The following is a 25825-nucleotide window of genomic DNA, read 5'->3' on the forward strand; positions in this document are numbered from 1 at the left end:
GGGAAGTCGCGCGCCGCGACCGCGACCGCGATCGGGATCGGCCGCGACGCGAAGGCCCGGGGCACAGCGGGACGGGAACCGGCAACTGCAACAACGACGGCCGTGCGCGCACGGCCGGTCCGCGCGGCAGGTTACCCGCGCGCGTGCTGCGCGGACACTTCCTGCAGGTCGAGGTCGCGCTCGAGCATGTGCAGCATCTCGTCGTGGATGCGGCCCGAACGATGCAGGCGCAACAGTTCCGCACGTCCGGCCTTGATCGCGGCCAGCACGACATCGTAATGCGCGGTGCGTACCTCCGCTGGATACGCAGGCTCGTTCTTCGCCCGCTCGGTCAGTTGCGCGCGATACGTGTATTGCTCCAGCAGGCGCGGGTGAATCACCTGGCCGCTCTCGTCGCGCACCAGCGGCTGGATCGCCGCGAGTTGGGCCGCCTCGATGTGCGCCCACGCCATCGGCTCGGTCAGGTGATGCGCGGCGCGCTGATCGTGCTGAGGCAGGCGCAGCAGCCGGATCAGCGGCCCGATGGTCGTGCCCTGCAGCAGCACGGTGACGAGGATCACCGCGAACGACGCGACCAGGATCACGTCGCGGCCCGGCATCGCCTCCGGCAACGACAGCGCGATCGCCAGCGTCACGACCCCGCGCATCCCGGCCCAGCTCATGATCGTCGCGGCCTTCCAGTCGGGCCGAATCCCGCGCCCGACGATCCCGCGCACCGGCACCTTCAGCACCTCGACCGCATAGATCCATACGAAGCGCGACACGACCACCGCCGCCAGCACCGCGAGCACCGGCGGCACCATCGTGGCGAGCACCTGCTCGAAGCCGCCGAGCCGGTGTACCGCGCCGCGCAGCGACAGCCCGATCAGCACGAACACCAGCGCTTCGAGCAGGAACACGATGACCTGCCAGAACGCGGTGCCGCGCGTGCGCACGGCCGCCGAAAACACCTCGTGCTGATGCCAGCCAACGATCATGCCGGCCGTCACCGTCGCGATCACGCCCGACACCTCGACCATCTCGCCCGCGATGTACGCGATCCAGCCGGCGATCACCGCGACGGTGATCGCCAGATAGTCGTCATCGAGCAGTTTCAGGAACCACACGACGAGCTTGCCGACCAGGAAACCGACCACGACGCCGCCGAGCGCGAGTTCCGAGAAGCGCACGACCGCGTGCTCGAGGCTGAACGCGCCCGTCAGCGCGGCGGCAACCGCGAAGCGGAACAGCACCAGGCCGGCCGCGTCGTTCAACAGGCTTTCCCCTTCGAGCAGCACCATCAGCCGGCGCGGCAGCGCGACGCGTTCGAGCACCGCCTTCGCGGCCACCGCGTCGGGCGGCGACACGATCGCGCCGAGCACGAAGCATGCGGCCCACGGCAGCGACGGCACGACCCAGTGCACGGCAAGGCCGACCGCGAACGTCGTGAACACCACCGCGCCGATCGCGAGCATCAGGATGCCGCCGACGTTGCGCTTGAACTCCTCCCACACGGAGAAATACGCGCCGTCCATCAGCAGCGGCGGCAGGAACACGAGCAGCACGAGTTCCGGATCGAGGTTGATCGGCGGCAGGCCGGGAATGAACGCGATGCCGATACCGCCGATCAGCAGCGCGGCCGCGGGCGGCAACCGCAACCGCTTGGCGATGCATTCGAGCGCGACGATCGCGAGGAATGACAACAGAACCAGCTTGAATGCCGAGACGGGGGACATGAATCGACCTCGTGAAGAATGAATGCGTGCGCCAGCCGGCGTCGTACCCCGGTTGGCCATTGCGCGCGATTACATCACGATGCGACGCTTGCAGTCGAGCGCGTTCGGCACGCGCGGCGCGCGGCGCCGCGTCGATGGCGCACGGCGGGAAGTCGCCGCGCCCGCCGGTATGCGTCGAAACGAAAAACGGCACGCGGGCCGGCGCGATCGCCCGCCCGCGTGCCGCCATGCCGCCTGCCCTCGCGCTAGCGGCGCCGCACGACCATCAGCCGCGGCTCGGTCATGTCCTCGATCGCGTAGCGGATCCCTTCGCGGCCGAGCCCCGAATCCTTCACGCCGCCATACGGCATGTTGTCGACGCGGAACGACGGCACGTCGTTGATCACGACGCCGCCCACCTCCAGTTCGTCCCATGCCCGTTGCGCATGCGCGAGCGAATCGGTGAACACGCCGGCCTGCAGCCCGAAGTCGCTGTCGTTCACGCGCGCGAGCGCATCGTCGAAGCGGTCGAACTTCTCAAGGATCGCGACCGGGCCGAATGCCTCCTTGCGGTACAGGTCCTGCTCGCGGCCGACGTTTTCCAGCAGCGTCGCCTCGAACATCGCGCCGTCGACCTTCCCGCCCGCGACGATCTTCGCACCCGCCGCGACGGCCGCGTCCATCCAGCCGGACAACCGGCGCGACTCGGATTCGGAGATCATCGGGCCGACGAACGTCGACGGATCCTTCGGATCGCCCATCTTCAGCGAACGCGTCTTCGCGATCAGCTTGTCGCGCAGCGCGTCGTACAGGTCCGCATGCACGAGGATCCGCTGCACGCCGATACAGCTCTGGCCCGACTGGTAATACGCACCGAACGCGAGACGGTCGACCACGTAGTCGAGCTGGCCGCGCTGATCCGCGTCGACGATCGCCGCCGCGTTGCCGCCGAGCTCCAGCACGACTTTCTTCTTGCCGGCCTTCTCCTTCAGCGCCCAGCCCACGGCCGGCGAACCCGTGAACGACAGCAGCTTGAAGCGCGCGTCGGTCGTGAACAGATCAGCGCCGTCGCGATGCGCGGGCAGCACCGAGAACGCGCCCTTCGGCAGGTCGGTTTCCGCGAGCACCTCGCCGATGATCAGCGCGCCGATCGGCGTGCGGCTCGCGGGCTTCAGCACGAACGGACAGCCTGCGGCCAGCGCGGGCGCGACCTTGTGCGCGGCGAGGTTCAGCGGAAAGTTGAACGGCGAGATGAACGAGCACGGGCCGATCGGCACGCGCCGCGTATAGCCGGTATAGCCTTGCGCGCGCGCCGAGATCTCGAGGTTGATCACTTCGCCGTCGATGCGCACCGACTCCTCGGACGCGACGCGAAACGTATCGATCAGCCGCGTCACTTCGCCCTTCGAATCGTTGATCGGCTTGCCGGCCTCGATGCACAGCGCCTCGGCCAGTTCGTCGAATCGCTCGCGAAAGCGCGCGACGCAGTGGTCGAGCACCGCCTGCCGCTTGTAGGCCGGCAGCTCGCGCATCGGCGTCGCGGCGTCGACCGCCGCGCCGATGGCCGCGTCGATCGCCTTCGCATCGGCCAGCGCGACACGGGTCGCGACCTTGCCGCTGAACTTGTCGGTCACTTCGAGATCGGTGTTCGCGTAGACGGCTTCGTTGGCCAGATAGTACGGATAGGTATCCTTCAACATGGAACGCTCCTTCCGGTGAACGGCGGATTCAGAGTTGCGCCGACAGGCGCTTGATTTCGCGGTTGAGCACGCGCTCGTTGTCCGAATAGTCGATCGGCACGTCGATCACGTGCACGCCCGGCGTCGCGAAGCAGTCGCGCAGCAGCGGCTCGAGATCGTCGGCCGATTCGACGCGATGCCCGTGCGCGCCGTAGCTTTGCGCATACGACACGAAATCGGGGTTCTTCAGCGTCATCGCGAAATCGGGGAAATTCATGTTTTCCTGCTTCCAGCGAATCATCCCGAACGCATCGTCGCGCAGGATCATCACGACGATGTCGAGCTTCAGCCGCACGGCCGTTTCGAGTTCCTGCGAATTCATCATGAAGCCGCCGTCGCCGCACACGGCGATCACCTTGCGCCGCGGATGCACGATCTTCGTCGCGATCGCCGACGGCAGGCCCGCGCCCATCGACGCGAGCGCGTTGTCGAGCAGCAGCGAGTTCGGTTCGTGGGCACGCCAGTAGCGCGCGAACCAGATCTTGTACATGCCGTTGTCGAGACAGACGATCCCGTCGACCGGCAGCGCGTTGTACAGGTCGTTGACGATCCGTACCGGATACATCGGGAAGCGCGGGTCGTGCTGGCCCTTCTGCAGATGCGCGTCGAAATGCGCCTTGATCATCGCGAAGCGCTCGAAATCCCAGTGCGGCGGCGGCGTCACGGCTTCCTTCATCTGCCACACCGCGTTCGCGATGTCGCCGACCACCTCGATCTGCGGGAAATAGACGGGATCGACCTGCGCGCCGAGGAAGTTCACGTGGATCACGGTCTTGTCGTCCGCGCGCATGAAGAACGGCGGCTTCTCGATCACGTCGTGCCCGACGTTGATGATGCAATCCGCGTGCTCGATCGCGCGATGCACGAAGTCGCCGTCGGACAGCGTCGCGTTGCCGAGCCACAGCGGGTGCGTTTCGTCGATCACGCCCTTGCCCATCTGCGTCGTGAAGAACGGGATGCCCGTCTTGTCGACGAATTCGAGCAGCATCTTGCAGGTCGTCTTGCGGTTGCCGCCCGCACCGATCATCAACAGCGGATGGCGCGCGGCCTGGATCGCGTCGATCGCGTGCGCCACCGCCTTCTCCTCGGCCACCGGCCGCCGGCTGTAGCTGCGCGGGATCGGCTTGCCGTCGCCCTCCTCGTGCGCGATGTCCTCCGGCAGCTCGAGGTGCGCGGCGCCCGGGCGCTCCTCCTCCGCGCGGCGGAACGCCTCGCGCACCGCCGACGGGATGTTGCCGATCGACACGATCTGCCGCGTGAACTTCGTGAGCGGCTGCATCATGTCGACGACGTCGACGATCTGGAAGTGGCCCTGCTTGCTGGACTTGATCGGCTTCTGCCCGGTGATCATCAGCATCGGCATGCCGCCGAGCTGCGCATACGCGGCAGCCGTCACGAAGTTGGTCGCGCCCGGCCCGAGCGTAGCGAGACACACGCCGGTGCGGCCAGTCAGGCGGCCGTAGGTGGCGGCCATGAACCCGGCCGCCTGCTCGTGCCGGGTCAGCACGAGCTTGATCTTCGATCGCCGCAGCGATTCGAGCAGATCGAGGTTTTCCTCGCCGGGAATGCCGAACACGTATTCGACGCCTTCGGCTTCCAGCGCCTTCACGAACAGATCCGATGCTTTCATGGGGGACTCTCGGTTGATGCCGCCTGCCCGGCTTACGGGCGCGCGACGTTCAGAACGCGCGCCGGCCTACGGCACGCGGACGCTTTACCTACTGGACACTGACCACGGCACTGCCCGCCGCACGTGCAACGTGCGGCGGCGCCTCCCTGTGCAGGAGGACAAACGGATCCGCCCGCGCGCGGCAAGCACGCATGCGCGGGCGGCAAGGACGTTTTTGATTGTAGACGGATTCGAGAAATTCCGGCTTCGACCGGATGGCCGGGGCCGGCCTTGCGAAAAGATCGGCCTGACGGCCAATTCGGCGTCAAACGGCGCGCGCGGCCCTACTGTGGGGGGGACCGAAATCATTCATTCAATCTGTGAACCATGGTTGACATGCTGCGATTCATGCCCTACAGTGCGCCTACATTCAGCATCCGGACCACCGACGTCTTCGACGCGTGGTTTGCCGGCCTGCAGGATCGCGTCGCCAGGCGACGCATCCAGGCCTGCATCGACCGCCTGTCGATGGGCAATCCGGGTGACTGGAAGTCCGCCGGCTCCCCCGTCGTCGAAATGCGTATCGACCACGGCCCCGGCTATCGCGTCTATTACGTCAGGCGCGCAACGATATGGGTGATCCTGCTCTGCGGCGGCGACAAGTCGACGCAACAGGCGGACATCCGCGCCGCGCACGCGATGCTCGAGCGGCTCGACCTGGAGTGATCGATGGACAAGATCAAGACCCGGCCGTGGGATTCGGCCGAACACCTGAAAACCGACGACGACATGGCCGACTACTTCGAGGCCTGTCTGCAGGAAGCCGGCGACGACCCGGCCTTCATCGCGCATGCGCTCGGCGTGATCGCCCGCGCGCGCGGCATGTCGCAGGTCGCGCGCGACGCGGGCCTGTCGCGCGAAGGGCTGTACAAGGCGCTGTCGCACGACGGCAATCCGAGCTTCGGCACGATCCTGAAGGTGATCAAGGCGCTCGGCCTGCAACTGCACGGCGCGAAGGCGCACGCGTGATTCGACGGCGCGCGGCAGTGCGCGCGGGCCGCGGCCGCGTCAATGCAGCCATCCGCCCGCCCAGCGCGGCACCAGCGACACCAGATACAGCCCGAGCCCGATCAACCCGCCGACCAGCGTGCCGTTGATGCGGATGTACTGCAGGTCCTTGCCGATGTTCAGTTCGATCTGCCGGGACATTTCGCGCGCATCCCAGTTGCGCACCGTATCGCGGATGTGACGCATCAGGAAATCCGCGAAATCCGGCGCCATCTCGTGCACGGCCTTCTCGACATGCTCGTTCAGCGACGCGCGCAGCGCCGGGCTTTCCGCAAGCCGTGCGCCAAGCCAGCCGCCGAGCGTCGCGGCCTGCCGGTGCAGCGCCGAATCCGGGCGCGCGAGATCCGCCTTCAGCCAGGCGCGCAACTGACCCCACAGATCGCGCACATAGTCGTTGAACGCATCGCCGTCGCGGATGTAGCGCTTGATCTCGTCGCCCTTCGCGATGAATGCGGGGTCATGCTTCAACCGCTCGGTCAGCCGCACGACCGTGCGGTCGAAGCGCTGCCGCAGTTCGTGTTCGGGATCGGCCGCCACCCCCTCGAGCACGCGGCTCACCGCGCTCGCCAGCATCCGCGCGCCGTTCTCGCCGAACCACTGCGTCGGCATGATCTTCTCGACCTTCGGGTACTGCGTCTTCAGCCATTCGACGATGAAGCCCGCGATCACCTCGCGGTTTTCCTCCTTGTCGAGCACGTCGACCACCTGTTCGATCGCGTCGTCGAGCAGCGCCTGGTGGCGGCCGTCCTTCGTCAGCGTGTCGAGGATCGCGCCGGCCGATTGCGACAGGTCGATCCGGTCGATCACCGCGCGGAACGCGTCGTGGACGAACGACTGGATCCGCGCGTCGTCGGTCATGTCGAGCGCGAAGCTCATCAGCTTCGTCACGTAGCCGCCGAGCGCGTCGGTGTTCGCCGGCTCGCCGAGCCACGCGCCGAGCTTCTGCGCGGGGTCGTGCTGGCGAATCTGCGCGGCAAGTGCGTCGGGGCCGAGGAATTTCTCGCGCACGAACACCGCGAGGTTGTCGGCGATCTTGTCCTTGTTCTTCGGGATGATCTCGGTGTGGCGCGACACGAACGGGATCGGCACGCGGCGAAACAGCGCGACGACCGCGAACCAGTCGGCGAGCGCGCCGACCATCGCGGCCTCGGCCACCGCCTTGAAACCGTCGACCCACGGGCCGCGCGGCAGCAGGATCGTCGTGACGAATACCGCGACGGCGGCCAGCAGCAGCCATAGCGCGCGGCGCTTGCTTCGTTTCAGTTCGAGGGCTTTGTCTGGCGTCATGGGCGACCGGTGAAACGGCAATGCCGCTAATATGCACCGATCGCCCGCCCGCGACAAACCCGCGCGCGACGCGCGAGCCGGGAACATTGTCCGCACCGCGCTCTGGCTACGGTCGACCCGCTCGTCGCCCGATATCGATGCGAACCCGGCCACACGGGTCGCGTTCGCGCACTGCGTCAGAGAAACGTTTTCAGGTTCACCGCCGGATCGGCGAGCTTCGCCGGTTCGGGCGCCGCCCCCGCCGCGATCAGCCGCCGCGACGCACCGATGTCGCGCCCGAGGTTCACCGCGGCCACCGCCGCGATCTTCCCGTCGTCGTCCAGCCCGAACACCGTGAACGGCCCGCTCGCCGGATCGCCGCGCACAACGGTCGTCCGCTCGCTGCCGAACAGCCCGAGCATCTGCAGGTTGCAGTCGTACTGATCGGACCACAGCCACGGCAGTTCGGCATAGGTTTCGTCCGCGCCGAGCAGGTTCGCGGCCGCGACGGCCGGCTGGTTTTCCGCGACCTGCCACGACTCGATCCGCACGTGACGCCCGAGCAGCGGATTGAAGTGCATCGTCACCTCGCCCGCCGCGAAGATCGCACGGTCGGCCGTGCGGCATCCCGCATCGACACGGATCCCGTTGTCGACCGCGAGGCCGGCCGCCTGCGCGAGTTCGACATTGGGCACGACGCCGATCCCGACCACGACGATATCGGCCTGCACGTCGCCGCGATCGGTCTCGACGATCGCGCCGCCGCCCGGTGCGCGGCGAATCGCGTTCGGCAGCGTCGCCATCCGGAAGTTCACGCCGCGCGCGTCATGCAGTTGCCGCGCATACGCGCCGACGACTTCCGGCAACGCGCGCTGCAGCAAGCGCGCGGCCGGGTCGATCACCGTCACGTCGCAACCGAGCTGGCGCGCCGCGGCCGCCACTTCGAGGCCGATGAAGCCGCCGCCGAGCACCGCCACGCGACGCCCCGGCGCGAGCTGTGCCCGCAACGCCCGCGCGTCCGCCACGGTGCGCACGTAATGCGGAACCACGCCTTCGTCGACCGGACCGCCGAACGCACGCACCCGCGAACCCGTCGCGAGCACGAGCCGTGCGTACGGCAACGTCGCGCCGTCGTCGAGCCGCACACGCCGTGCATCGCGCTCGATCGCATCGACGCGCGTGCCGAGCCGCAGCTCGATGCGCTGCGCGTCATACCACGCGGCATCGCGCACGAACGCGCGCTGTTCGCCGCCGTCGCTCAGCAGCGCGTCCTTCGACAGCGCGGGCCGGTCGTACGGCAGTTCGCGCTCCGCGCCGATCATCACGATGCGCGCATCGGCGTCGCGCGCGCGCAGCGCCTCGGCAGTGCGCCGCGCCGCGTGGCCGGCGCCGACGATCACGAACGGGTCAGCCGACATTGATTTCCACCTGCCCGTCGACGATCCGGATCGGATAGGTCCGCACCGGCTCGGTGATCGGCGCGCATTTCGGCGCCCCCGTGCGAATGTCGATCAGCCCCTGGTGCAGCGGGCACTCGACACAGCCGTCCTCCACATAGCCTTCGGACAGGCGTGCGTGACCATGGGAACAAAGGTCGTGCATCGCGAACAGTTCGTCGCCGATCCGGAACACCGCGATCGGCTTCTGGCCGGCGACGCGCGCCGCCGGTTCGTCTTCGGAGAATTCGTCGAATGCGCCCAGCGGATGCCATTCGGCGAGCGTTGCTTCGGTCATGTCGTTTCCTTGCTTCGTCGGATCGGTCAAATCGGGGTCGCGAGCAGCGTCTGCACGCGCGACGTGTCGTAGATCACGCGCTTGGTCTTGTAGCGCAGCCCGTCGGGCGTGCGCATGACCGTGTCGTAGTACTTGCCGGCCTGGTACACGTTCGATTCGCCGTTGCTGCGCGTCTGCACGACGACGTAGTTGCTCTCGGTGTCGATCTCGCCGTCGCGCTGAGCGACGATCGTGAGGCCCGACGTCATGTGCCGGTACGTGTGCTCTTCATAGATGTTCGCGTGCCGCAGCGACACCACGCGGTCGCGCAGCATCCGCTGGTTCGTGCAGTGGACGATCCCGACCGGCAGCCCGAGATCCGCGTTCTCCTTCGGCACGATCTCGTACGTGCAGTCCTCGGTGAACATTTCCGGCCAGCGTTCGAGCCGGTCGTTGTCGAGGTGGCCGATGTAGCGGTTCTGGAGCATGTAAATCTCGAACCACGTCTTCATGTCTTCCGTCAGGTTTTCCATCGTTCCGCGCTCCCGCTTCAATAGCCCATCAGCTGCTGGTAGCCGACCCAGAACTTGCGGATCAGGCTTTCGGTGATCACCGTGTCCTGCTGGTCCGGATTGCCGCGCGACATCTCGATCACCGACGTCGCGTCGGCGTCGCGCACGGTACCGCGCTGCACCAGCTCGGTCGCCTCCGTGTCCTCCATCGAGATATAGCCGGCCGGCCCGACGAGGTTCGCCTGCTTGATGCGCAGCGCGCGCAGTTCGGGCGTGTCGTCGGCATAGCCGAAGAAGTGGAAGATCAGCTCGAAGTTGTCCGGCCCCTTCGGCAGGATCTGGCGCGCGACCAGCGTGTTGTGGATCTGCTGGATCACGAGCTGCGGGAAGATCGGCTGGATATGGTTCGTGCAGTCCTCGTCGTATTCCGACACGAGATCGAGGATCGACTCGTCTTCCAGATGGAAGCCCTCGTCGAACGAGCGGATGTTCTGCTGCTTGTACGCGGCCGACGTGTCGTCGCCCGTCTTCGTCACCGTGATGATGCTGTGCAGCCCATGGTTCGCATCCGGAATCGAGCGCGCCTTCATCCCGACACGGAAGATGTTGAAGGTCGTATGGAACAGATGCAGCATGCTCGCGTGATACGGATCCTTCACGTTCTCCATGTACAGCTTCCAGTTCGACTTCGAATACTGGCGCGTGCAGCCGAGATACTCGATCGGCTTGTGGAAGATCCGGTCGATCCACGGCCGCATCTGCTCGCCCAGATAGTCGGCCAGCGGCCCCACTTCATCGCTGAAGGTGGCGAACACGAGCCCGCGATAGCTGTCGACGCGCAGCTTGCGCAGCCCGTGCTGCTTCGGGTCGAAGTCGGCCGGCATCCCGGTCATCCCCTTCTGGCCGCGCCGGAACGGCACGCCGAGCAGGTTGCCCTGGTTGTCGAAGCTCCACTGGTGGTACACGCACGTATGCGAACTCGCGTTGCCGCGCGACTTGCGGCACACCTGCGCGCCGCGGTGCGCGCAGCGGTTCACCCATGCGGACAGCGTGCCGTCCTCGGTGCGCGTGACGACGACCGGCGTGTCGCCGACGAACGTGCTCTTGAAGTCGCCGGCGTTCGGGATTTCCGCTTCCAGCGCGACGAAGTTCCACGTCGGCCCGCGGAAGATGCGTTCCTGCTCGCGATCGTAGACCGCACGCGAACTGAACACCTTGTACGGTACGCGCGAGCCGTCGTCGTGCGGAAAACGCACATCGGACGCGTCGTCGCGCGCGGCGAATACGACGGGCGATTCTGTCTGCTCCATGTCGGACTCCTTGTGGTTCCGTTTCGTTGATTGCATGGAGCCGATTTTTGAAAAGCTAATATTCGGCGTCTATCCGGAAAGTGCGATTGCGGCGGCGCAATATCCACTTTCGGCGGATTTCTGCGCTAGCATGGCGGCACACGCGACCCGGCGCGCGATCGCGACCCATTCGTCGGATCGAAGCGCGTGTCGCACAAACCAAGGCTGAGGCCCATGTCCCCAACGTCGTTCGAGCCGCTTGCGCTGCGCGCGCACCGGCTGTTCGAATCCCGCGATCTCGACGAGACGCGCGAGCGGATCTCGCGCGTGATGCAGCCGCACGCGCTGCTGCCGAGCGGCCGTGTGCAAGGCGCATCGCACATGGATTTCGTCCGGCTCGGCGGGCTCGGGATCGGCACCATCGCGTTCGGCGACGCGATGCGCGTGCAGGTCGACGCCGTCGACGGCTATTACCTGCTGATGTTCTGCCTGTCCGGGCAGGCCGAGGTCCGCGCAATGGGGCGCCGGCTCGGCGTCGACGGGCAGACGGGCGTGCTGTGCGCGCCCGGCGAGCGCTTCGACGCGGTGCTGTCCGCCGACTGCGAGCAGTTCGTGCTGCGCATCGATGCGGCGACCGTCGGTTCGCTGACCGGCGACCCGCGCGCGACGCTCGATCCCGTGCTGCACATCAGCGATGCCGCGCTCGCCGCGTGGCGCCAGCAGTTGATGCTCGTCGCCCGCTCGCCGGAACTGCTCGAGCGCGCGAATGCCAACCCGCGCGTCGCGTCGCAGCTCGAGCACCTGCTGATCGACCTGCTGATCGAAGGCCACCCGCCGTCGGTGCTGAGTGCACGCCACGATCCGGCGCCCGGCTTCGTGCGGCGCGCGCAGGAGTTCGTGAACGCGTACTATGCGCAGCCGCTGCAGCTCGCCGATATCGTCCAGGCCGCCAACGTGCCGGAACGGACGCTGCGCGACGCCTTCCTGCAGTTCCGCGGGATGAGCCCGATGCAATACCTGCGCGCGACGCGGCTCGAGCATGCGCGGGAGCTGCTGCGCGGGTCGGTGTCCGAGCGACGGATCGCCGATATCGCGCTCGATTGCGGGTTCACGCACCTCGGGCGGTTCGCGATCGCGTATCGGGAAAAGTTCGGCGAATCGCCGTCGGAGACGCTCGACGGGAAGCGCTAGGCGGGCGCGCCGGCGTGCTGCCTGGCTGATTGTCGGCGTGGTCGGCTGGTCGGCTGGTCGGCTGGTCGGCTGGTCGGCGTGGCCGATCCGACCGATCGGCCTGCCCGCTCGCATCAGCGGCGAATGACGTCGCATCGCGACACCCTCCCCGCATTCGACCTGACGCGCCGAAATTGACCGTTAGTTGCGATCGATACGCAAACGGCCCCGCCCTTACCCGGCCGGCGCGATCATCTCCCGCGCGATCGCGCAGAACGCGGTCGTCGCGGCGCTTTCGCCGTGCAGCCGGCGGCTCATGATGATCGGCGACGTCGCCGTGGGTTCCGGCAGCCGCCGGTAGACGACGCCCTTCACGCGCACGCCCTCCACGCTTTCCGGCACCAGCGACACGCCCACCTGCGCGGCGACAAGCCCGAGCGCCGTCTGCAGCTCGCGCACCTCGTGCACGGCCGCCGGCACCAGCGCGCCGTCGCGCAGCGCCGACAGCTGCTGATCCGCGAAGCTCGGCCGCGGTGTGCTCGGATAGACGATCAGCGTCTCCTTCGCGATGTCCGCGAGCGTCAGCGGCCGGTCCGGATCGGCGAGCGGATGTCCGACCGGCAGCGCCGCGATCAGCTTTTCCTCGATCAGCGCCTCGCGCACGAGCTGGTCGTCGTCGAAGCGCAGGCGGCCGAACCCGACGTCGATCCGCCCGCCCTTCAGCGCGCCGAGCTGCTCGAGCGTGAACATTTCGATCAGCGACAGCTCGACGTCCGGGTGCGCCTCGCGAAATGCGCGAATCACGTCCGGCAGCGCGCCATAGAGCGTCGACGGCACGAAGCCGATCACGATCCGCTCCGACAGCTGCGCGAGCCGCCGCGTCAGCGGGCCGAGCTCGTCCGCCTGTTCGACGACGCGCGTCGCCTGCGCATAGAACACGCGCCCCGCGTCGGTCAGTTTCAGCGGCCGCGCGCCGCGCTCGAACAGCGGCAACCCGACCTCGTCCTCGATCGCCTGCAGCTGGCGGCTCAGCGGCGGCTGCGTCATGTGCAGCCGCTCCGCGGCCCGCGTGATGTTCATTTCTTCCGCGACGGCGATGAAGTACCGGAGCTGACGCAATTCCATTTCATGCCTCAAAGGTATGGAAGTAGTCGGAAAGAGTGTTGGACGACGCCGGGCGGGAATTCCTACCATGTGCACCAACAGGAGGAATCGCATGATAGCAACTGCCGCCACCATCGAAAGCATCGAGACGCTGCTGGTCGATGTGCCGACGATCCGGCCCCACAAACTGTCGGTCGCCACGATGAATTGCCAGACCCTCGTGCTGGTCCGCGTTCGATGCACGGACGGTATCGAAGGCGTCGGCGAGGCGACCACGATCGGCGGTCTCGCGTATGGCGAGGAGAGCCCCGAGAGCATCAAGGTCAACATCGACACCTACTTCGCGCCGCTGCTGCAAGGCATGGACGCGACGCGCCCGGGCGCCGCGATGGCACGTGCGCGCAAGCTGTTCCAGGGCAACCGGTTCGCGAAGTGCGCGCTCGAGACCGCGCTGTTCGACGCGCAGGCGCGCCGCCTCGGCGTGCCGCTGTCCGAGCTGTTCGGCGGCCGCACGACCGATGCGGTCGACGTCGCCTGGACGCTCGCGAGCGGCGACACGCAGCGCGACATCGCGGAAGCCGAGGCGATGCTCGACGCGCGCCGCCATCGCGCGTTCAAGCTGAAGATCGGCTCGAACGCGGTCGACGACGACGTCGCGCACGTGATCGCGATCAAGCGTGCGCTCGGCGAGCGCGGCGACGTGCGCGTCGACGTGAACCAGGCATGGTCCGAAACCGACGCGATCCGGGCCGGCGCCCGACTCGCGGACGCCGGCGTGAGCCTCGTCGAGCAGCCGATCGCCGCAACCAATCGCGCGGGGCTGAAACGCCTCACGCAGCTCGCGCAGATTCCGATCATGGCCGACGAAGCGCTGCACGGCCCCGTCGATGCGTTCGCGCTCGCGCAGGACCGCGCGGCCGACGTGTTCGCGGTGAAGATCGCGCAATCGGGCGGCCTGCTCGGCGCGGCCAGCGTCGCATCGATCGCGTCGGCGGCCGGCATCGACCTGTACGGCGGCACGATGCTCGAGGGCGCGGCCGGCACGATGGCGTCCGCGCAGCTGTTCAGCACGTTCGGCTCGCTGAAATGGGGCACCGAGCTGTTCGGCCCGCTGCTGCTCACCGAGGAGATCCTCGTCGAGCCGCTGCGCTACCAGGATTTCAAGCTGCACCTGCCGGCCGCGCCCGGCCTTGGCATCACCTTCGACTGGGCCCGCATCGAACGGATGCGACGCGACGCCCGCTGATCCCACACGACACGACAACCGAAACCGGAGACACAGATGAACAAGCAAGCCATCGACGCCCTGCTGAAGACCTTCGACGACGCCGCGGAAAAGCCCGGCAACCCGCGCGTGCGCGCGATCGTCAACCGGATCGTGAAGGACATCTGCTATACGATCGAGGACTTCGACGTGCAGCCGAGCGAGTTCTGGACCGCGCTCAACTACCTGAACGAAGCCGGCCGTGAATTCGGGCTGATCGCCGCGGGCCTCGGCCTCGAGCGCTTCCTCGACGTGCGGATGGACGAGGCCGAGGAGAAGGCGGGCTTCCAGGGCGGCACGCCGCGCACGATCGAAGGGCCGCTGTATGTCGCGGGCGCGCCGGAATCGGTCGGCCATGCACGCCTTGACGACGGCACCGATCCGGGCCAGACGCTGATCATGCGCGGCCAGGTGCTCGGCCAGGACGGCGCGCCGCTCGCGCATGCGCTCGTCGAGGTGTGGCACGCCAATCATCTCGGCAATTACTCGTACTTCGACCCGTCGCAGCCCGCTTTCAACCTGCGCCGCTCGATCCGCACCGATGCCGAGGGCCGCTACAGCTTCCGCAGCGTGCTGCCGGTCGGCTACAGCGTGCCGCCGGGCAGCAAGACCGAGCAACTGCTCAACCAGCTCGGCCGCCACGGCCATCGTCCCGCGCACATCCATTTCTTCGTTTCCGCGGACGGATATCGTAAGCTGACGACGCAGATCAACATCGAAGGCGATCCGCATATCTGGGACGACTTCGCATTCGCGACCCGCGAAGGGCTGATCCCGCAGGTCAAGCAGGCCGAGGGCGCGGAAGGCAAGCCGTATGGCGTCGACGGGCAGTTCGCGCTGATCGACTTCGATTTCTCGCTGCTCAAGGACAAGCAGGACGTGCCGGCGAGCGAAGTCGAGCGGGCGCGTGCGCAGGCCTGAGCGCCCGTCCCGTTCGACGCATCGATCACGCAAGGAGTACAGGATGCTGTTTCATGTGGAAATGACCGTCCGCCTGCCGGCGGACATGGATCCGGTCAAGGCGGCGACGCTGAAGGCCGAAGAGAAGGCGATGTGCCAGCGGCTGATGAACGAAGGTGTCTGGCGGCATCTGTGGCGCATCGCCGGGCAGTATGCGAACGTCAGCATTTTCGATGTGGAAAGCGTGCAGCAGCTGCATGATGTCTTGAGCCAGCTGCCGTTGTTTCCGTATATGGAGATGGAGGTGCGGGCGCTGTGCCGGCATCCGTCTTCCGTGCGGGAAGACGATCGGTAATTCAATGCGATGGATGCCGTCACGAAAAGACGGCATCCGTCGCGAAATCACCGCGTTTCCCTGACTCCCGGCATCGCGCCAGCCGCCCGCAAATCGTTCCTGGACAGTTCCAGCCTAAGCGGCTTTTCGGCGTCGAGTTTCTTCTTCTCGACGACTCGCTTCCAACCACCGTTTTCCCCGGGATTCCGATAAAGCGCCACGATCGCGACATAATTCGTCTCTCGCTGCATCGGCTGGGACAGGCTTGCCGACGCCCCCGGATTGACGACCGTTGACGTGTCGGCTTGCCAGTCCTGCGCAAGCACGGTTCGATCGTGCTTCAGCAGATCCTCGTAAGACGCGCCATCGAACGCCTTGCGATCCTTCAACTGATACACGCGCACCGCCACCGATGTCGGCCGCCCCGCTTCGTCGGGATTCAGTTCGGCGCGCGCCGTCAGATCCACGTTCAGCACTTTCACCTGTTTGAAAAACACTGCGCGATACGCGTTCGACGACGCATCCGACACCGACTGCCAGGCGCCGCAGCCCGACAAAAGCAATCCTGCAGCAACGGCTGCCACACTCATTCGATTGAACATTGAGACTCCGAAATCAGATCGTGCGACGCACGAGATGCGGGTTGGGTCGAGGCATCGAAAAAGCTTCATAGACACCTAACCCGATATCGATCAAACGCGTGTCCGACGACGGCAGGACGGTCGTCCAGCCGAGGCGCGGCGCAGGATCGGCGCGCCCGATCGAGACGACCGGTTTCGGGACGAATCCGGACGACACCTTCATTCGCACATGCACGTCGGCCTTGATGCCGACATACATCCGAATGAACGCCATCAGCTCACGATGCAGCGATGCGCCCGGCAACAGATCGTGCGCCTGCCGCGCGTCGGCAGGTCGCAGCGTGACACGCACCGCCCGACTCCGGTACGCAATGCGCTTGCCGAGCACGTAACCGCCGCCGAGACCGACACGCCCGGCGTCCTCGTCAGCGGCGGCGGCCGAATTCGTCGACGTCAACGGCCGCTGCTTGCCCGCGCTCGTCATGACCGCCCAGAATTCGTCGACGCGTACGTCGGCACCCGGCGCGGCCAGCGCGATGACGCCAGCCAGCCCTTCGGACGTCCGCGTGCGCTGAATCAGCAGACCGAGCAACGCAAGCATGCGCGACGCCGGCAATCCGGCACGCGAAGGCTTGTCGCCCCATCCGAATCCGGCCAGACACAACAGGCTCCGCGAATAGTCGTCGGTACCGCCGGCCTGGAAACGCTCCGGATAGCGGTATTTCTTCCATGCGCGATACAGCAGCGTCGCGATGCGATGATTGAACGGGTCGAGAAAGGCCTCGACCGCTTCATGCCCCTCTTCGCGCAGCGCAATCTCGTCGATCGTATGCGACGGCATCGCGGCATCGACGCCGTACAGTCCCATGAACGTGGTACGTACGGTCGGCGGTGCATCGGGATCGTCACGCTCGACCGCGGCCATCTCGCCTGCGGGAAAGCCCAGGCGCGGACGCGGACGAAACCGCACCGGTTCTTGTTCCGGCGTATCGCGCATGCCGAAACCGGGTGTGTCAGGGGCGCTCGCTTCGATGAGCCGACAGAACTGCATGAAGCTCATCTTCGGCGCACTCGCCAGCAATGCCGCGACGAATGGCGGAAGTCGTCGCTCGCCGGCCGTCACGATGCCATCCCGATTGAGCGCGTACTTCATAACGCCGCCCGGCTCGCCTTGCTGCGCGGCCATTCCGTTCGGACCTGGGCAGGCAGGCTGACGATCGCCAGCTTGGTGAACAGGTTGATCTCCGCATACGCCGCGAAGAACCGATGCAGCAGCTCGCCGAACAGCATCACGTCACCTTCGCCGGAAAACGCATGCGAATCGAGCGTGACCTCGATCAGCACGCCGCGCTCGACCGCGCCGCCCGACACTTCCTCGATCAATTCCTGAGACACGTGCAGGATGCCCGCGAGCCGGCGCCGGTTCAGCTCGTCGTCCGTCCAGTCGTACAGCGCCAAGGCGCCGCGCAACACTTCCGCGTTCATCATCGACAGGAAATTCGGCGCCAGATGCGACAGTACACGCCACTGGAAGCGATCCTCGGTCGGCGGATACAGCGGCATCGTCGGCGACACGAGATTACGCACGCCGGCGACGCTCTGCGAACTGACCACGACCTCTTCGAGACTCGCCTCCCTCAACCCCTTGCGCGGCAACATCCCGTTCGTGCCGGTCACGCGCAGGGACAGGCTTTCCTCGGGAAGCGTGTCCATCGTCTCCCATGCATGGCCGCCGAGAATCACCCAGGTTTCGTGCAGCCCCGACATGCCGGGACGCACCCGTGTATGGAAATAGCGCTCCGGCGCTTCGTGCCGCAGCATGCCGCCGCGATGCCGGAACGTGGCAAACGGCACGTACTCGTATCGCTCGGCCGTGTCGTGGTCGAACGTCGCAACCGCATCGACGGAATACGTTTCGACATGCTCGCCCTGGTGGCCGGCCGGAACGACGCGATACTCCGTTTCATGATGGTCGATCTCGATGGGCTCGGCGTCGAGTTCGAACAGGTTGATGACCGGTGTGCAGAACAGGCGCAGGTTCTCCGCGTTGAAACGCTGATCGGACGGATACGCATGTTTCAGCACGATCTCGAGTTCGAAACGCGTCGCGCCTTCCGGAAGCTTCGTCACATCCAGCCCGCACAGATCGACGAACAGGAACTTCTCGCGGAACGTAAAGTACTCGAGCAACAGCTGATACCCGGAAAACGCCGCGTCGGCCTTCGGCCACAGCCGTTCTTCCGTCGAAAACCCCGCAGGCTCGATCGTCACGGCGGTGAGCGGCACCGGCTCGCCGTCGCGAACTTCCGGGATGCGCCAGTGGATCGCGTCGACCTGTCGCGTCAGCGCGAGATGCATCGCGAATGCGGTCGGCAAATCCGCGTTCAAATGCAAACGCAGGCGGGACAGATCGGTTTCGTTGCGCAACGCCGAGCCTTCGAGCGCGAAACCGATCCGGATCACCGACCGGCCGTCATGGCGCACGCCTGGACCGGCATGCGTGATCGCGATCGGCTGGAGCGCAACGGGCTGCGTGGTCCGGTACCGGCACTGAACTGCCCGCGGCGCGGAACCGTCGCCGCCTGGCGACGGGATATTGACCGGTGCGGACCTGACGGGGATGCCGGCCGGCAGCACTTCGGTCTTTTGAAGCTTCTGCGCGAACGGAATCAGCTCGACGATCGACAGCGACGGAATCATTCGCAGATAGTGCGGCCACAACAGGCTGACGAGCCCCTCGGTCAGCTCGGGCAGTTCATCGTCGAGTTTTTGTCGAAGTCGGCCGGTCAGAAAGGCAAAGCCCTCGAACAGCCGCTCGACGTACGGATCCCGATCGCCGACGCGGTCGAGATTGAGCAGGCGCGCGCGATCGGGATGCGCCTTCGCGAATGCCTTGCCGGATTCGCGCAGGTAGCGCATTTCCGCTTCGTAGTAGCGCAGGATGGAATCGTTGTCGTTCATGGCGTTTCGTTACGAAAGAGTCAGCGCGCGTGCAGGATCGAGCACCGTCAGTTCGGCCTGCAGCTCGGCGATGCGACGCGTGAGCGCCGGCTTGTCCGCGTCCTTGCGGTTGCCCAGCGCCTTCAGCACCTTGACCAGTTGCTGCTTGACCTCGAACGTCAGCGCCGGCTCCCAGCGCATCAACGGCAACGATCGTGACGATGCATCGAGTTCGGCAAGGAGAGCGAGGGCCGCGTCGGGGCGGCCGGCGTGATCGGCCAGCCGGGCCATCACGAGCCGCTGCAGGTAGCGATGTCGATCGGTTTTCATGCCGGGTAGCGCCTCGAGCCATGCGAAGGCAGTCTCGACACCTTCGCGTGACGTCAGTTCGCGGGCCTGCGTCTCGATTTCCGGCCAGTCGCCGGCGGCATCGGCCTCGCTGTCTGCCGAGACGGGCAGCGGGGCGACCGCCTCCCCCGCCTCGAGGTCGCGCACGACCGCATGCCGTGCAATCCATTCGAGTGTCGTGTCGTCGGAGAATGGCGTTCCATCGCTGAATGCCAGCCGTTCGATACCCGGCAGTCTCTCGAGGAACAGCGCGAAGTCGGCGCGCAGCAGTTCGCGCCATGCGCTGTACGGCGTACCGACGTGGTCGAGCGCGACGTGCTGAAAGTACTGCAGGTCGAACCACAGATGATTCACGCCTTCCATGAACGCCCCCTCGACACGCTCCAGCAGCTCGTGCCAGTGCTTCTGCAGCACGAGGCGCTTCATCTGCTGACGCAACTCGGCGCGTGGCGGCGCCAGACGCGTATGCGACGCGGCATCCGACGGCGGCACGTCGTGCAGCGTGTCCCAGCGAATGCTTCGCACGAGCCGCACCGAGGGCAAATAGCCGTTTTCCTGATCCCTGAGCCACGCCGACATCGAGCGAGCCTGCTCGAGCAGGTCGCGCGCCGAAGTGATGGCGCCGCTCGACATGGACGCGAAAGCAGCCTTCGGGGCAGGCAATGCGTGTGGATCCGTGCCTCGAACCGGCTCCTCCTTGCGCTCGAAGCGAGTAACCAGCGGCTGCAAATTCGGGCGAGCGGCGTCCTGCCAGTTTCCCGTTTGTTCGATGAGCTCGTCGAGCGCGGCCAACGTACGCTCGAGATCGGCTTGCGCAAAGTCGCCGCGTGCGTCCAGCGCCTCGGTCACGCGGGCGGTTGCCAGCATTTCCAGCGCTGCCCGCTTCGCTTCGGCCCGTGCGGGCAGCACGGCTTCGCCGAACCGGTCGACGAGTGACGCGGCGAGTTCGAGCCCGTCGGCGAATCCCGCCGGCCCATCCTGGCGCAGCCGCGCAAATGCGTAGTAACCGACCAGACGAAGATCCTTGCCGGTTTCCTTGAGAAGCTGTTCGCATGCGCGAACGATCAGCCCGTCGTCGATTCCCGACAGCTTGGTCGCTTCGTCCTTCAGTGCGAAGAATGCGTCCTCGTAGCCGGGATCGCGGCCGTACGCGTGCTCGCCCGGTATAGGCGCGAGCCATGCCGACCAGGTGGACTGACGAGATGCGCGAAGCGAATCGATGCGGGAACCGCCGACGAGTGTCTTGACGAAATGGGCGAGCGTCATGGCCGTTCTCAAAACGCAAATGCATCGCCCAACAACCGGAGGGCGTGTCCAAAGGGTCTCGATGGCTCGTCGGCGGACATTGAAGTCGTCGCCAACGACGATACCGCCATGCCCGGATGGGTCCCGGGTTGCTTCGTGCCGGACGAGACAGGTTGCACGTCCGGTCGAGCCAATTGCGTCGCCGCGGATCGACGCGGTGCCGGTTGCGACATCTCGGTCATCGGCGCATCCCGCATCGACATGACACCCGGGAGCCCGGGCGGCAGCGGCACGGCAGCGTGCTTTGCCGCAGCGATCGCCGCCGCGGGCAACGGCGGCGGACTGGCCGTCGAACCCTTCGGCCCGACGCTCGTCGCGCCGGTCATGAAAATCCGTGCCGGCAACGCGAAATTGCGAAGCTGGAGCACATCGAGCGGCCCGGCACCCGCCTCGCTGCGCAACTGCACGCTCAGCGCAATACCCTGGCTCGTGTCCGGCGTCCACGTCAGCAAATAACGTGCGTTGTCTTGTTGCGTGACCTTCGCTCGTTCCAGCAGCCGGATCAGGCCGAAGCGCCCTTGTGAATCGAGCGCGGTACGCAATCCGCCCTGCTCGGTCCGCCACGCGATATGCGCCCGGTTTTCGAGCGACTGGCCGGGCCATTCGAACGGCGTCCATTCCTGCTTCTGGTTGAAGTAGTGCAATTCGCGGCCGGACAGCACGAATCGCATGTCGGTGACACCCGGCGTCGGCACCGCCTGCAATTCGTAGCGCACGCGCGCATCGCCGGACGGGAACAGCACCGTCGACGTGCGCGTGAGCTTGTTCAGGCCGGTCAGGAAGACGGGATCGATCGCCAGTGCACCGGAATCGGCCCCCTGCGAAGCAACCCAGCGGTCGCCCTGGCGCTCGACGACACCGGCCAGCTGCGACGTCACGAACTGCGCGATCACGCCGCTATCCGGACGCATGAAGCGCGCCATCTCGGGTAGCGACGCGTCGTTGTCGGAGTCGGCGAACGGATAGCGGCCGCCGAAGGTCTTGTTCCAGTCGGCCAGGATCGCGGTGCGCCAGATTTCGTTCAGGCTCGACGCGGCGGGCTGCACGATGACCTGCCATGCCTGATCGAACGGCGCACGGAACAGTGCGCCGAAACCGGACCACTGTTCGCCGAGGCTTGCGGCGACACGATTCGCGTAGTCGCGGCTGTCGGCGATGTCGGAGGTCTTGCCTTGCAACACCGACTGTGCGGCCAATCGAGCAACGGCGTCCGGGTCGGCGCTGGAGACGATTTGCGAGGTCTTCAGGCGCATGGCCGTGATGCGCTCCAGATAGCGGGCAAGGCTCAGGTCGCCCGTCGCGGCCATTTGAGCGCTGGCCACCTTGCCGTTGGCCGGCATGCCCAAGGCGAGATCGCTGCCGGTCAGGCGCAGGATCGGGCCGAACGCGGCGGCCAGCGGGGCGAGTTGCGGTTTGGCCTGCTTCGAAGGATCTTTCTCGTCGGCGCCGACGAGCTGTTGGGCCTTGCTGATCAGCGTGTCGGACAACGATTGCGTGCTGGCGCCCGTCCCCGCCTGGTAGACGATCGCATTCATCAACGCGACGAGCGGCGAGCGTTGCGGATCGCCGAGCAAGGTCAATTGATCGGCGGTAGCAGACAGCGTGGACGCGGGTTGCCAGCGCACGCTGTTGAGGAACTGGGCCCAGGCGCGTGCGTAGTCGTCGAAGTAGCGTTGGCGCAATTGGGTCTTCAGGGTGGATGAGGACTGGCCGGCGGCTTGGGCATCGGAGAGGACCCAGTCAACGGCGACGTCGTCGTGTTCGCCTGCTTCGTCGATCGCCTTCGATATGCGGTCGTCCCATGCGGCTCGCGTGAAGACGCCAGGCACGGTCGCCGATGCGTTGAAAAGGCCTCGGCTTGACACATCGCCGAGCAGCGTTGCGAGCGATACGGGCGGATACTTCGGTGCCGCGTCGTCGAGGATGTGCTGATAGATCGCGTCCGACGAGTTCTGGATGCCCCGCACACCGATCACCGTCTGCCGTGTTGACGCAACCAGCCCGAGGTCGGGCACGATCGGCTGAAATCTGCCTTGCTGCAAGTGGCTCGTGAAGAACGCGATAGCGTGCTGACGTAAATCCTCCCAGGTACCCGCCGACAGCGACGAATTGCTCGGGTGCGCAGGCATCGACGTCGCCATGAGCTGCGGTGTCAGGAATGCCGCCACGGCACGCTCGGGCTTCGCAAGCATCATGTAGGCCTTGAGCGTGTCATAGGCAGCCTGTACCTGCGCGTTGCCGCCGCTGGCAATCTCGGCGTCCGACAGCGATGCGAGTTGATGGAGGCGCGCCTCGAGCTTCTGACGGATCGGTGCAACGAGGATGCGGTTCGCTGCGACGGAGTAGCCCGGCCATATCATGCCCAGCAACAACCCGTCACGATTCATGCCGAACCTTGATGTCCAGGGCGCTCCGGCACGCAGATGCTCCTCCAGCGTCTCGATCTGCCGGTCCAGGCTATCGAGGGCTTGCATGGCCACGGCGCGATCTCGAGCCGCGTTGAGCTTGGTGAATGTCGCCGCGATGTCCACGATCCTGGCGCGATTGCCGAACCCGGAAAACATCGCGCCCATGATCCAGCAGCAGACGAAGATTGTCGCGAGTCCAGCGGCTGCGACCGACCATGAGAAGCCGACTCGCCACCCGCCGATCTTGCGGCCGTGCTCACCAGCGGCTTGCCATATCGTTCGATGTCGAAGCACCGGTACCTGCTGGCCGTCGCTCGCCCCGTCGGGAATCGACGCCAGTAATTCCCGCTCCGCAAACAACGGCGCAAACAACACGCCATGAATTTCCTGTCGCCAGACGCGCGATTCACCGGCTTTCGTCACGAATTCCGAAAGCGCACTTCGGCGCACCGAAATGTGCTGTGACAGTCTGGCCCGGTAACTATCCAAAACGTCCTTGGCGAGGGACGCAACGCCCGTGTCGGCGAGGTCGACCGAAAGCCGTTGCAACCGCTCGTCGACTTCGTCGACGCCCACGCGCCGGTTCCCCCAGGTGAAACCAATCGCCTCGTCGATACTTGACGATTCGCCACCAAAATCGGTAACGCCCAGCAGGTATGTCGGCGACGCCCAGCGCAACGCACGCGCATGGCGGGCGAGTTGACCGGCAAGCGTGTGAACGTCGAACGTTCCGACTGCGGCGCTACGGTCGGGTGCTATCGCCACGGTTGCATCGACCGGTCGGCGGCGGCGCAGGCGCCGGATCTGATCGAGCCATCCGGTATCGAGCTCGTCGCCTTTTTGCGTCGCATAAAGCAGCACCACGTCGCCGGTGACGGCATATCCGGTGTCGACGATGCCCGGTGCCAATCTCTTGACAAGCGGCTCCTCGCCGACGATCAGCACCCACCGTTCACGATAGCGCCACGGCCAGCCATGGCGTTCGACCAGCGTGCGCTTGAGCATTTCCGCTCGGACCCGTGCGTAATCGGTCTGGCCTTCGTTGGAAGTCGGGGATATGCGGTGACCACGGTCGTGCAGCCATTTCCGCACTGCACGCCATGCGTCGGCGCCCCGTGATGATTCGGCGTGACGAAAGGCCAGTACCAGGATCACGAATGTGATACTCAGCACCGCGATGGCGGTCCCGCGCTCTGCCGGGGTCAAACCGACGGAATGCGGTCGCATCCAGACAAACAGTCCGGCCAGGACGACCGCGATAAAGGATCCGAGTAAATCGATATTGAATTTCCGGTTCATGCCAGCGCGTGTGTTTTCTTTGATTCGTTATCGATAACCGTCGTCACTGCGACGAACGTACGGTCTTCCAGACGTTGTGCAACAAGTTGCGACGTCGACGACGCTTTGGTTTGGTGCAAAGCGCAGGCCGCCGCAAGCCAGCCGGCCGAAGCGCCCACATGTCCAACCGTGCGGTTCAGATCGAATTCCCGTGCTGCTTCGCCGCTCGCCTTTTCCTGCCCCACCTGCCGAAGCGTGGCGTGCAAACGGCCGACGGTTTGCCCGTCGAATCCAGTCGTCCATAAAGCGCCGATCGCCCCCGGATCGACGCTTCCCCAGCGAAGCGCATAAGTCAACGCATGATCAAGGTCTCCGTCGCTTGACATCCGCGGCCTATGCAAGGCTGCCACGGGCTGCAACCTGAATCGCGATGCAACCGGTACCGAAGCCAGCAACAAGCCGACACCCGCCTCCGCTGTACCGTCGGCCGGTTCCTCGGCGATCACGTTCCTCAGCGTGATGGAGATGACCAGTGACGCACGGCGCGTCAGCGGCCCTCGTTCATCGTCGAGCCATGAATCGATCGCCATCAAATCCAGGGATTCCGGTGCCCGGTCCGCATGAGCGGACCGAAATTTGCGGTCGCTCCATTTCTTGCGCCATAGCTCGATCGCATCCATCTCCCCGGTGTAGCCGGATACATCGAGCCACACGCGAAGCGGCAATTCTGCCGGGACAACCGAAATCGATGCACTCAAGTCGTTCAGCAACCGACCGTAAAGCCAGTCGAGGACGATCTCCTGACGTTCGGAATCGTTTTTGGCCAGACGTGCATCGATCGGCGCGAGCCATCGAGCCTTCATCGACCCGTTTTCCTCGTGCGTCGATGCCCTTGCGTCCAGCTTCAAGGTTCCGGCGACGATCGCGTCGACGTCGTTTTCCACGTCGTTTTCCGTCACGCAAATGGCGGTACCCAGAACGAGCACCGGAACGCTTTCCCTCTCGAACGCGCTTTCCGTATATTGCTTGCAGGCTGCGTTCCATGCATGCACGCGCAGACGGCGCCCCTCGTACATGCTGAAGGGCCGGGATGCGACGAGCGCCGCGAACCCGACCGGATAAACCGTCACGCTGACCCAGAACCACGGTGTCCGCGTCGGCTCCGCGGGTGGCCAAAGGATCAGCACGGCGAACACCCCGAGCAAGGTCAGCACCAGGAAAACGATCGTCCATACGAACCGGGATGGCGGCGTGTCCGGAATCGGCTCTTCAGGCGGCAGCCTGGAAAAATCCAGCGCCACGG

The 25825-nt window shown here is 65.9% G+C and carries 21 protein-coding genes; 6 read left to right on the plus strand and 15 right to left on the minus strand.

Annotated features, from left to right (window positions below; all coding sequences use genetic code 11):
* Positions 1–131: 131 nt before the first annotated feature.
* The 3 genes from DIE22_RS01035 to DIE22_RS01045 form a co-directional block, all read right to left on the minus strand.
* On the minus strand, positions 132–1715 hold the full coding sequence (locus DIE22_RS01035; RefSeq protein WP_124495724.1) for a Na+/H+ antiporter: 1584 nt from the start codon (positions 1713–1715) through the stop codon (positions 132–134).
* 245 nt (positions 1716–1960) lie between these two features.
* Positions 1961–3394, minus strand: coding sequence for an aldehyde dehydrogenase family protein (locus tag DIE22_RS01040; RefSeq protein ID WP_124604127.1), 1434 nt, complete (start codon positions 3392–3394; stop codon positions 1961–1963).
* A gap of 28 nt (positions 3395–3422) precedes the next feature.
* Positions 3423–5063, minus strand: a complete 1641-nt coding sequence (locus DIE22_RS01045) for an acetolactate synthase large subunit (RefSeq protein ID WP_124495728.1) — start codon at positions 5061–5063, stop codon at positions 3423–3425.
* Between the two features lie 387 nt (positions 5064–5450).
* Here DIE22_RS01045 and DIE22_RS01050 point away from each other — a divergent pair, with 387 nt between their 5' ends.
* Positions 5451–5768, plus strand: a complete 318-nt coding sequence (locus DIE22_RS01050) for a type II toxin-antitoxin system RelE/ParE family toxin (protein WP_124604436.1) — start codon at positions 5451–5453, stop codon at positions 5766–5768.
* Between the two features lie 3 nt (positions 5769–5771).
* Positions 5772–6071 (plus strand): addiction module antidote protein, encoded by a 300-nt coding sequence (locus DIE22_RS01055; RefSeq protein ID WP_006750245.1) that lies wholly within the window; start codon positions 5772–5774, stop codon positions 6069–6071.
* A 39-nt stretch (positions 6072–6110) separates the two neighbouring features.
* Here the strand turns inward: DIE22_RS01055 and DIE22_RS01060 are convergent, their stop codons facing one another.
* From DIE22_RS01060 to andAc, 5 genes are all read right to left on the minus strand, one after another.
* Positions 6111–7397 (minus strand): DUF445 domain-containing protein, encoded by a 1287-nt coding sequence (locus DIE22_RS01060; RefSeq protein ID WP_124495730.1) that lies wholly within the window; start codon positions 7395–7397, stop codon positions 6111–6113.
* A gap of 176 nt (positions 7398–7573) precedes the next feature.
* Positions 7574–8794, minus strand: a complete 1221-nt coding sequence (andAa, locus tag DIE22_RS01065) for an anthranilate 1,2-dioxygenase system ferredoxin--NAD(+) reductase (protein ID WP_124604129.1) — start codon at positions 8792–8794, stop codon at positions 7574–7576.
* On the minus strand, positions 8784–9110 hold the full coding sequence (gene andAb, locus DIE22_RS01070; RefSeq protein ID WP_124495734.1) for an anthranilate 1,2-dioxygenase ferredoxin subunit AndAb: 327 nt from the start codon (positions 9108–9110) through the stop codon (positions 8784–8786). The genes andAa and andAb overlap by 11 nt, the downstream gene beginning before the upstream one ends.
* A 26-nt stretch (positions 9111–9136) precedes the next feature.
* Positions 9137–9622, minus strand: a complete 486-nt coding sequence (gene andAd / locus DIE22_RS01075; RefSeq protein WP_124495736.1) for an anthranilate 1,2-dioxygenase small subunit AndAd — start codon at positions 9620–9622, stop codon at positions 9137–9139.
* Positions 9623–9639: 17 nt separating this feature from the next.
* On the minus strand, positions 9640–10911 hold the full coding sequence (gene andAc, locus DIE22_RS01080) for an anthranilate 1,2-dioxygenase large subunit AndAc (RefSeq protein WP_124495738.1): 1272 nt from the start codon (positions 10909–10911) through the stop codon (positions 9640–9642).
* A 213-nt stretch (positions 10912–11124) separates the two neighbouring features.
* Here andAc and andR point away from each other — a divergent pair, with 213 nt between their 5' ends.
* The gene (gene andR / locus DIE22_RS01085) at positions 11125–12081 is read left to right on the plus strand and encodes an anthranilate 1,2-dioxygenase regulatory protein AndR (RefSeq protein ID WP_124495740.1); all 957 of its coding nucleotides are present in this window, start codon (positions 11125–11127) and stop codon (positions 12079–12081) included.
* Positions 12082–12294: 213 nt separating this feature from the next.
* Here andR and DIE22_RS01090 read toward each other — a convergent pair whose 3' ends face one another.
* A complete protein-coding gene (locus DIE22_RS01090) occupies positions 12295–13185 on the minus strand; it encodes a LysR family transcriptional regulator (RefSeq protein ID WP_124495742.1) in 891 nt (296 codons plus the stop codon).
* Positions 13186–13276: 91 nt separating this feature from the next.
* Between DIE22_RS01090 and DIE22_RS01095 the strand changes: the two genes are divergently transcribed.
* The 3 genes from DIE22_RS01095 to catC are packed head-to-tail and all read left to right on the plus strand — an operon-like array spanning position 13277 to position 15683.
* Positions 13277–14410, plus strand: coding sequence for a muconate/chloromuconate family cycloisomerase (locus DIE22_RS01095; protein ID WP_124495744.1), 1134 nt, complete (start codon positions 13277–13279; stop codon positions 14408–14410).
* A gap of 36 nt (positions 14411–14446) precedes the next feature.
* A complete protein-coding gene (gene catA / locus DIE22_RS01100) occupies positions 14447–15349 on the plus strand; it encodes a catechol 1,2-dioxygenase (protein WP_124495746.1) in 903 nt (300 codons plus the stop codon).
* Between the two features lie 43 nt (positions 15350–15392).
* Complete coding sequence (gene catC / locus DIE22_RS01105) at positions 15393–15683, plus strand: muconolactone Delta-isomerase (protein ID WP_059448784.1); 291 nt, start codon at positions 15393–15395, stop codon at positions 15681–15683.
* Positions 15684–15730: 47 nt separating this feature from the next.
* On the opposite strand, the gene tssJ is transcribed toward catC, so the two are convergent.
* Genes tssJ through DIE22_RS01135 form a run of 6 tightly spaced genes read right to left on the minus strand, consistent with a single transcriptional unit; the run spans position 15731 to position 25823 of the window.
* On the minus strand, positions 15731–16264 hold the full coding sequence (tssJ, locus tag DIE22_RS01110; RefSeq protein ID WP_124495748.1) for a type VI secretion system lipoprotein TssJ: 534 nt from the start codon (positions 16262–16264) through the stop codon (positions 15731–15733).
* Positions 16265–16277: 13 nt separating this feature from the next.
* Positions 16278–17396, minus strand: a complete 1119-nt coding sequence (tssG, locus tag DIE22_RS01115) for a type VI secretion system baseplate subunit TssG (RefSeq protein WP_260426592.1) — start codon at positions 17394–17396, stop codon at positions 16278–16280.
* Positions 17393–19204, minus strand: a complete 1812-nt coding sequence (gene tssF / locus DIE22_RS01120) for a type VI secretion system baseplate subunit TssF (RefSeq protein WP_124495752.1) — start codon at positions 19202–19204, stop codon at positions 17393–17395. Before tssF ends, tssG begins: the two co-directional genes overlap by 4 nt.
* Before the next feature lie 9 nt (positions 19205–19213).
* Positions 19214–20797, minus strand: coding sequence for a type VI secretion system protein TssA (gene tssA / locus DIE22_RS01125; protein ID WP_124495754.1), 1584 nt, complete (start codon positions 20795–20797; stop codon positions 19214–19216).
* A gap of 8 nt (positions 20798–20805) precedes the next feature.
* Positions 20806–24543, minus strand: coding sequence for an ImcF-related family protein (locus tag DIE22_RS01130; RefSeq protein WP_124604132.1), 3738 nt, complete (start codon positions 24541–24543; stop codon positions 20806–20808).
* Positions 24540–25823, minus strand: coding sequence for a hypothetical protein (locus tag DIE22_RS01135; RefSeq protein WP_124495758.1), 1284 nt, complete (start codon positions 25821–25823; stop codon positions 24540–24542). Before DIE22_RS01135 ends, DIE22_RS01130 begins: the two co-directional genes overlap by 4 nt.
* Positions 25824–25825 lie beyond the last annotated feature (2 nt).

The sequence above is a fragment of the Burkholderia sp. Bp9142 genome (genome assembly GCF_003853415.1).
GTDB lineage: Bacteria > Pseudomonadota > Gammaproteobacteria > Burkholderiales > Burkholderiaceae > Burkholderia.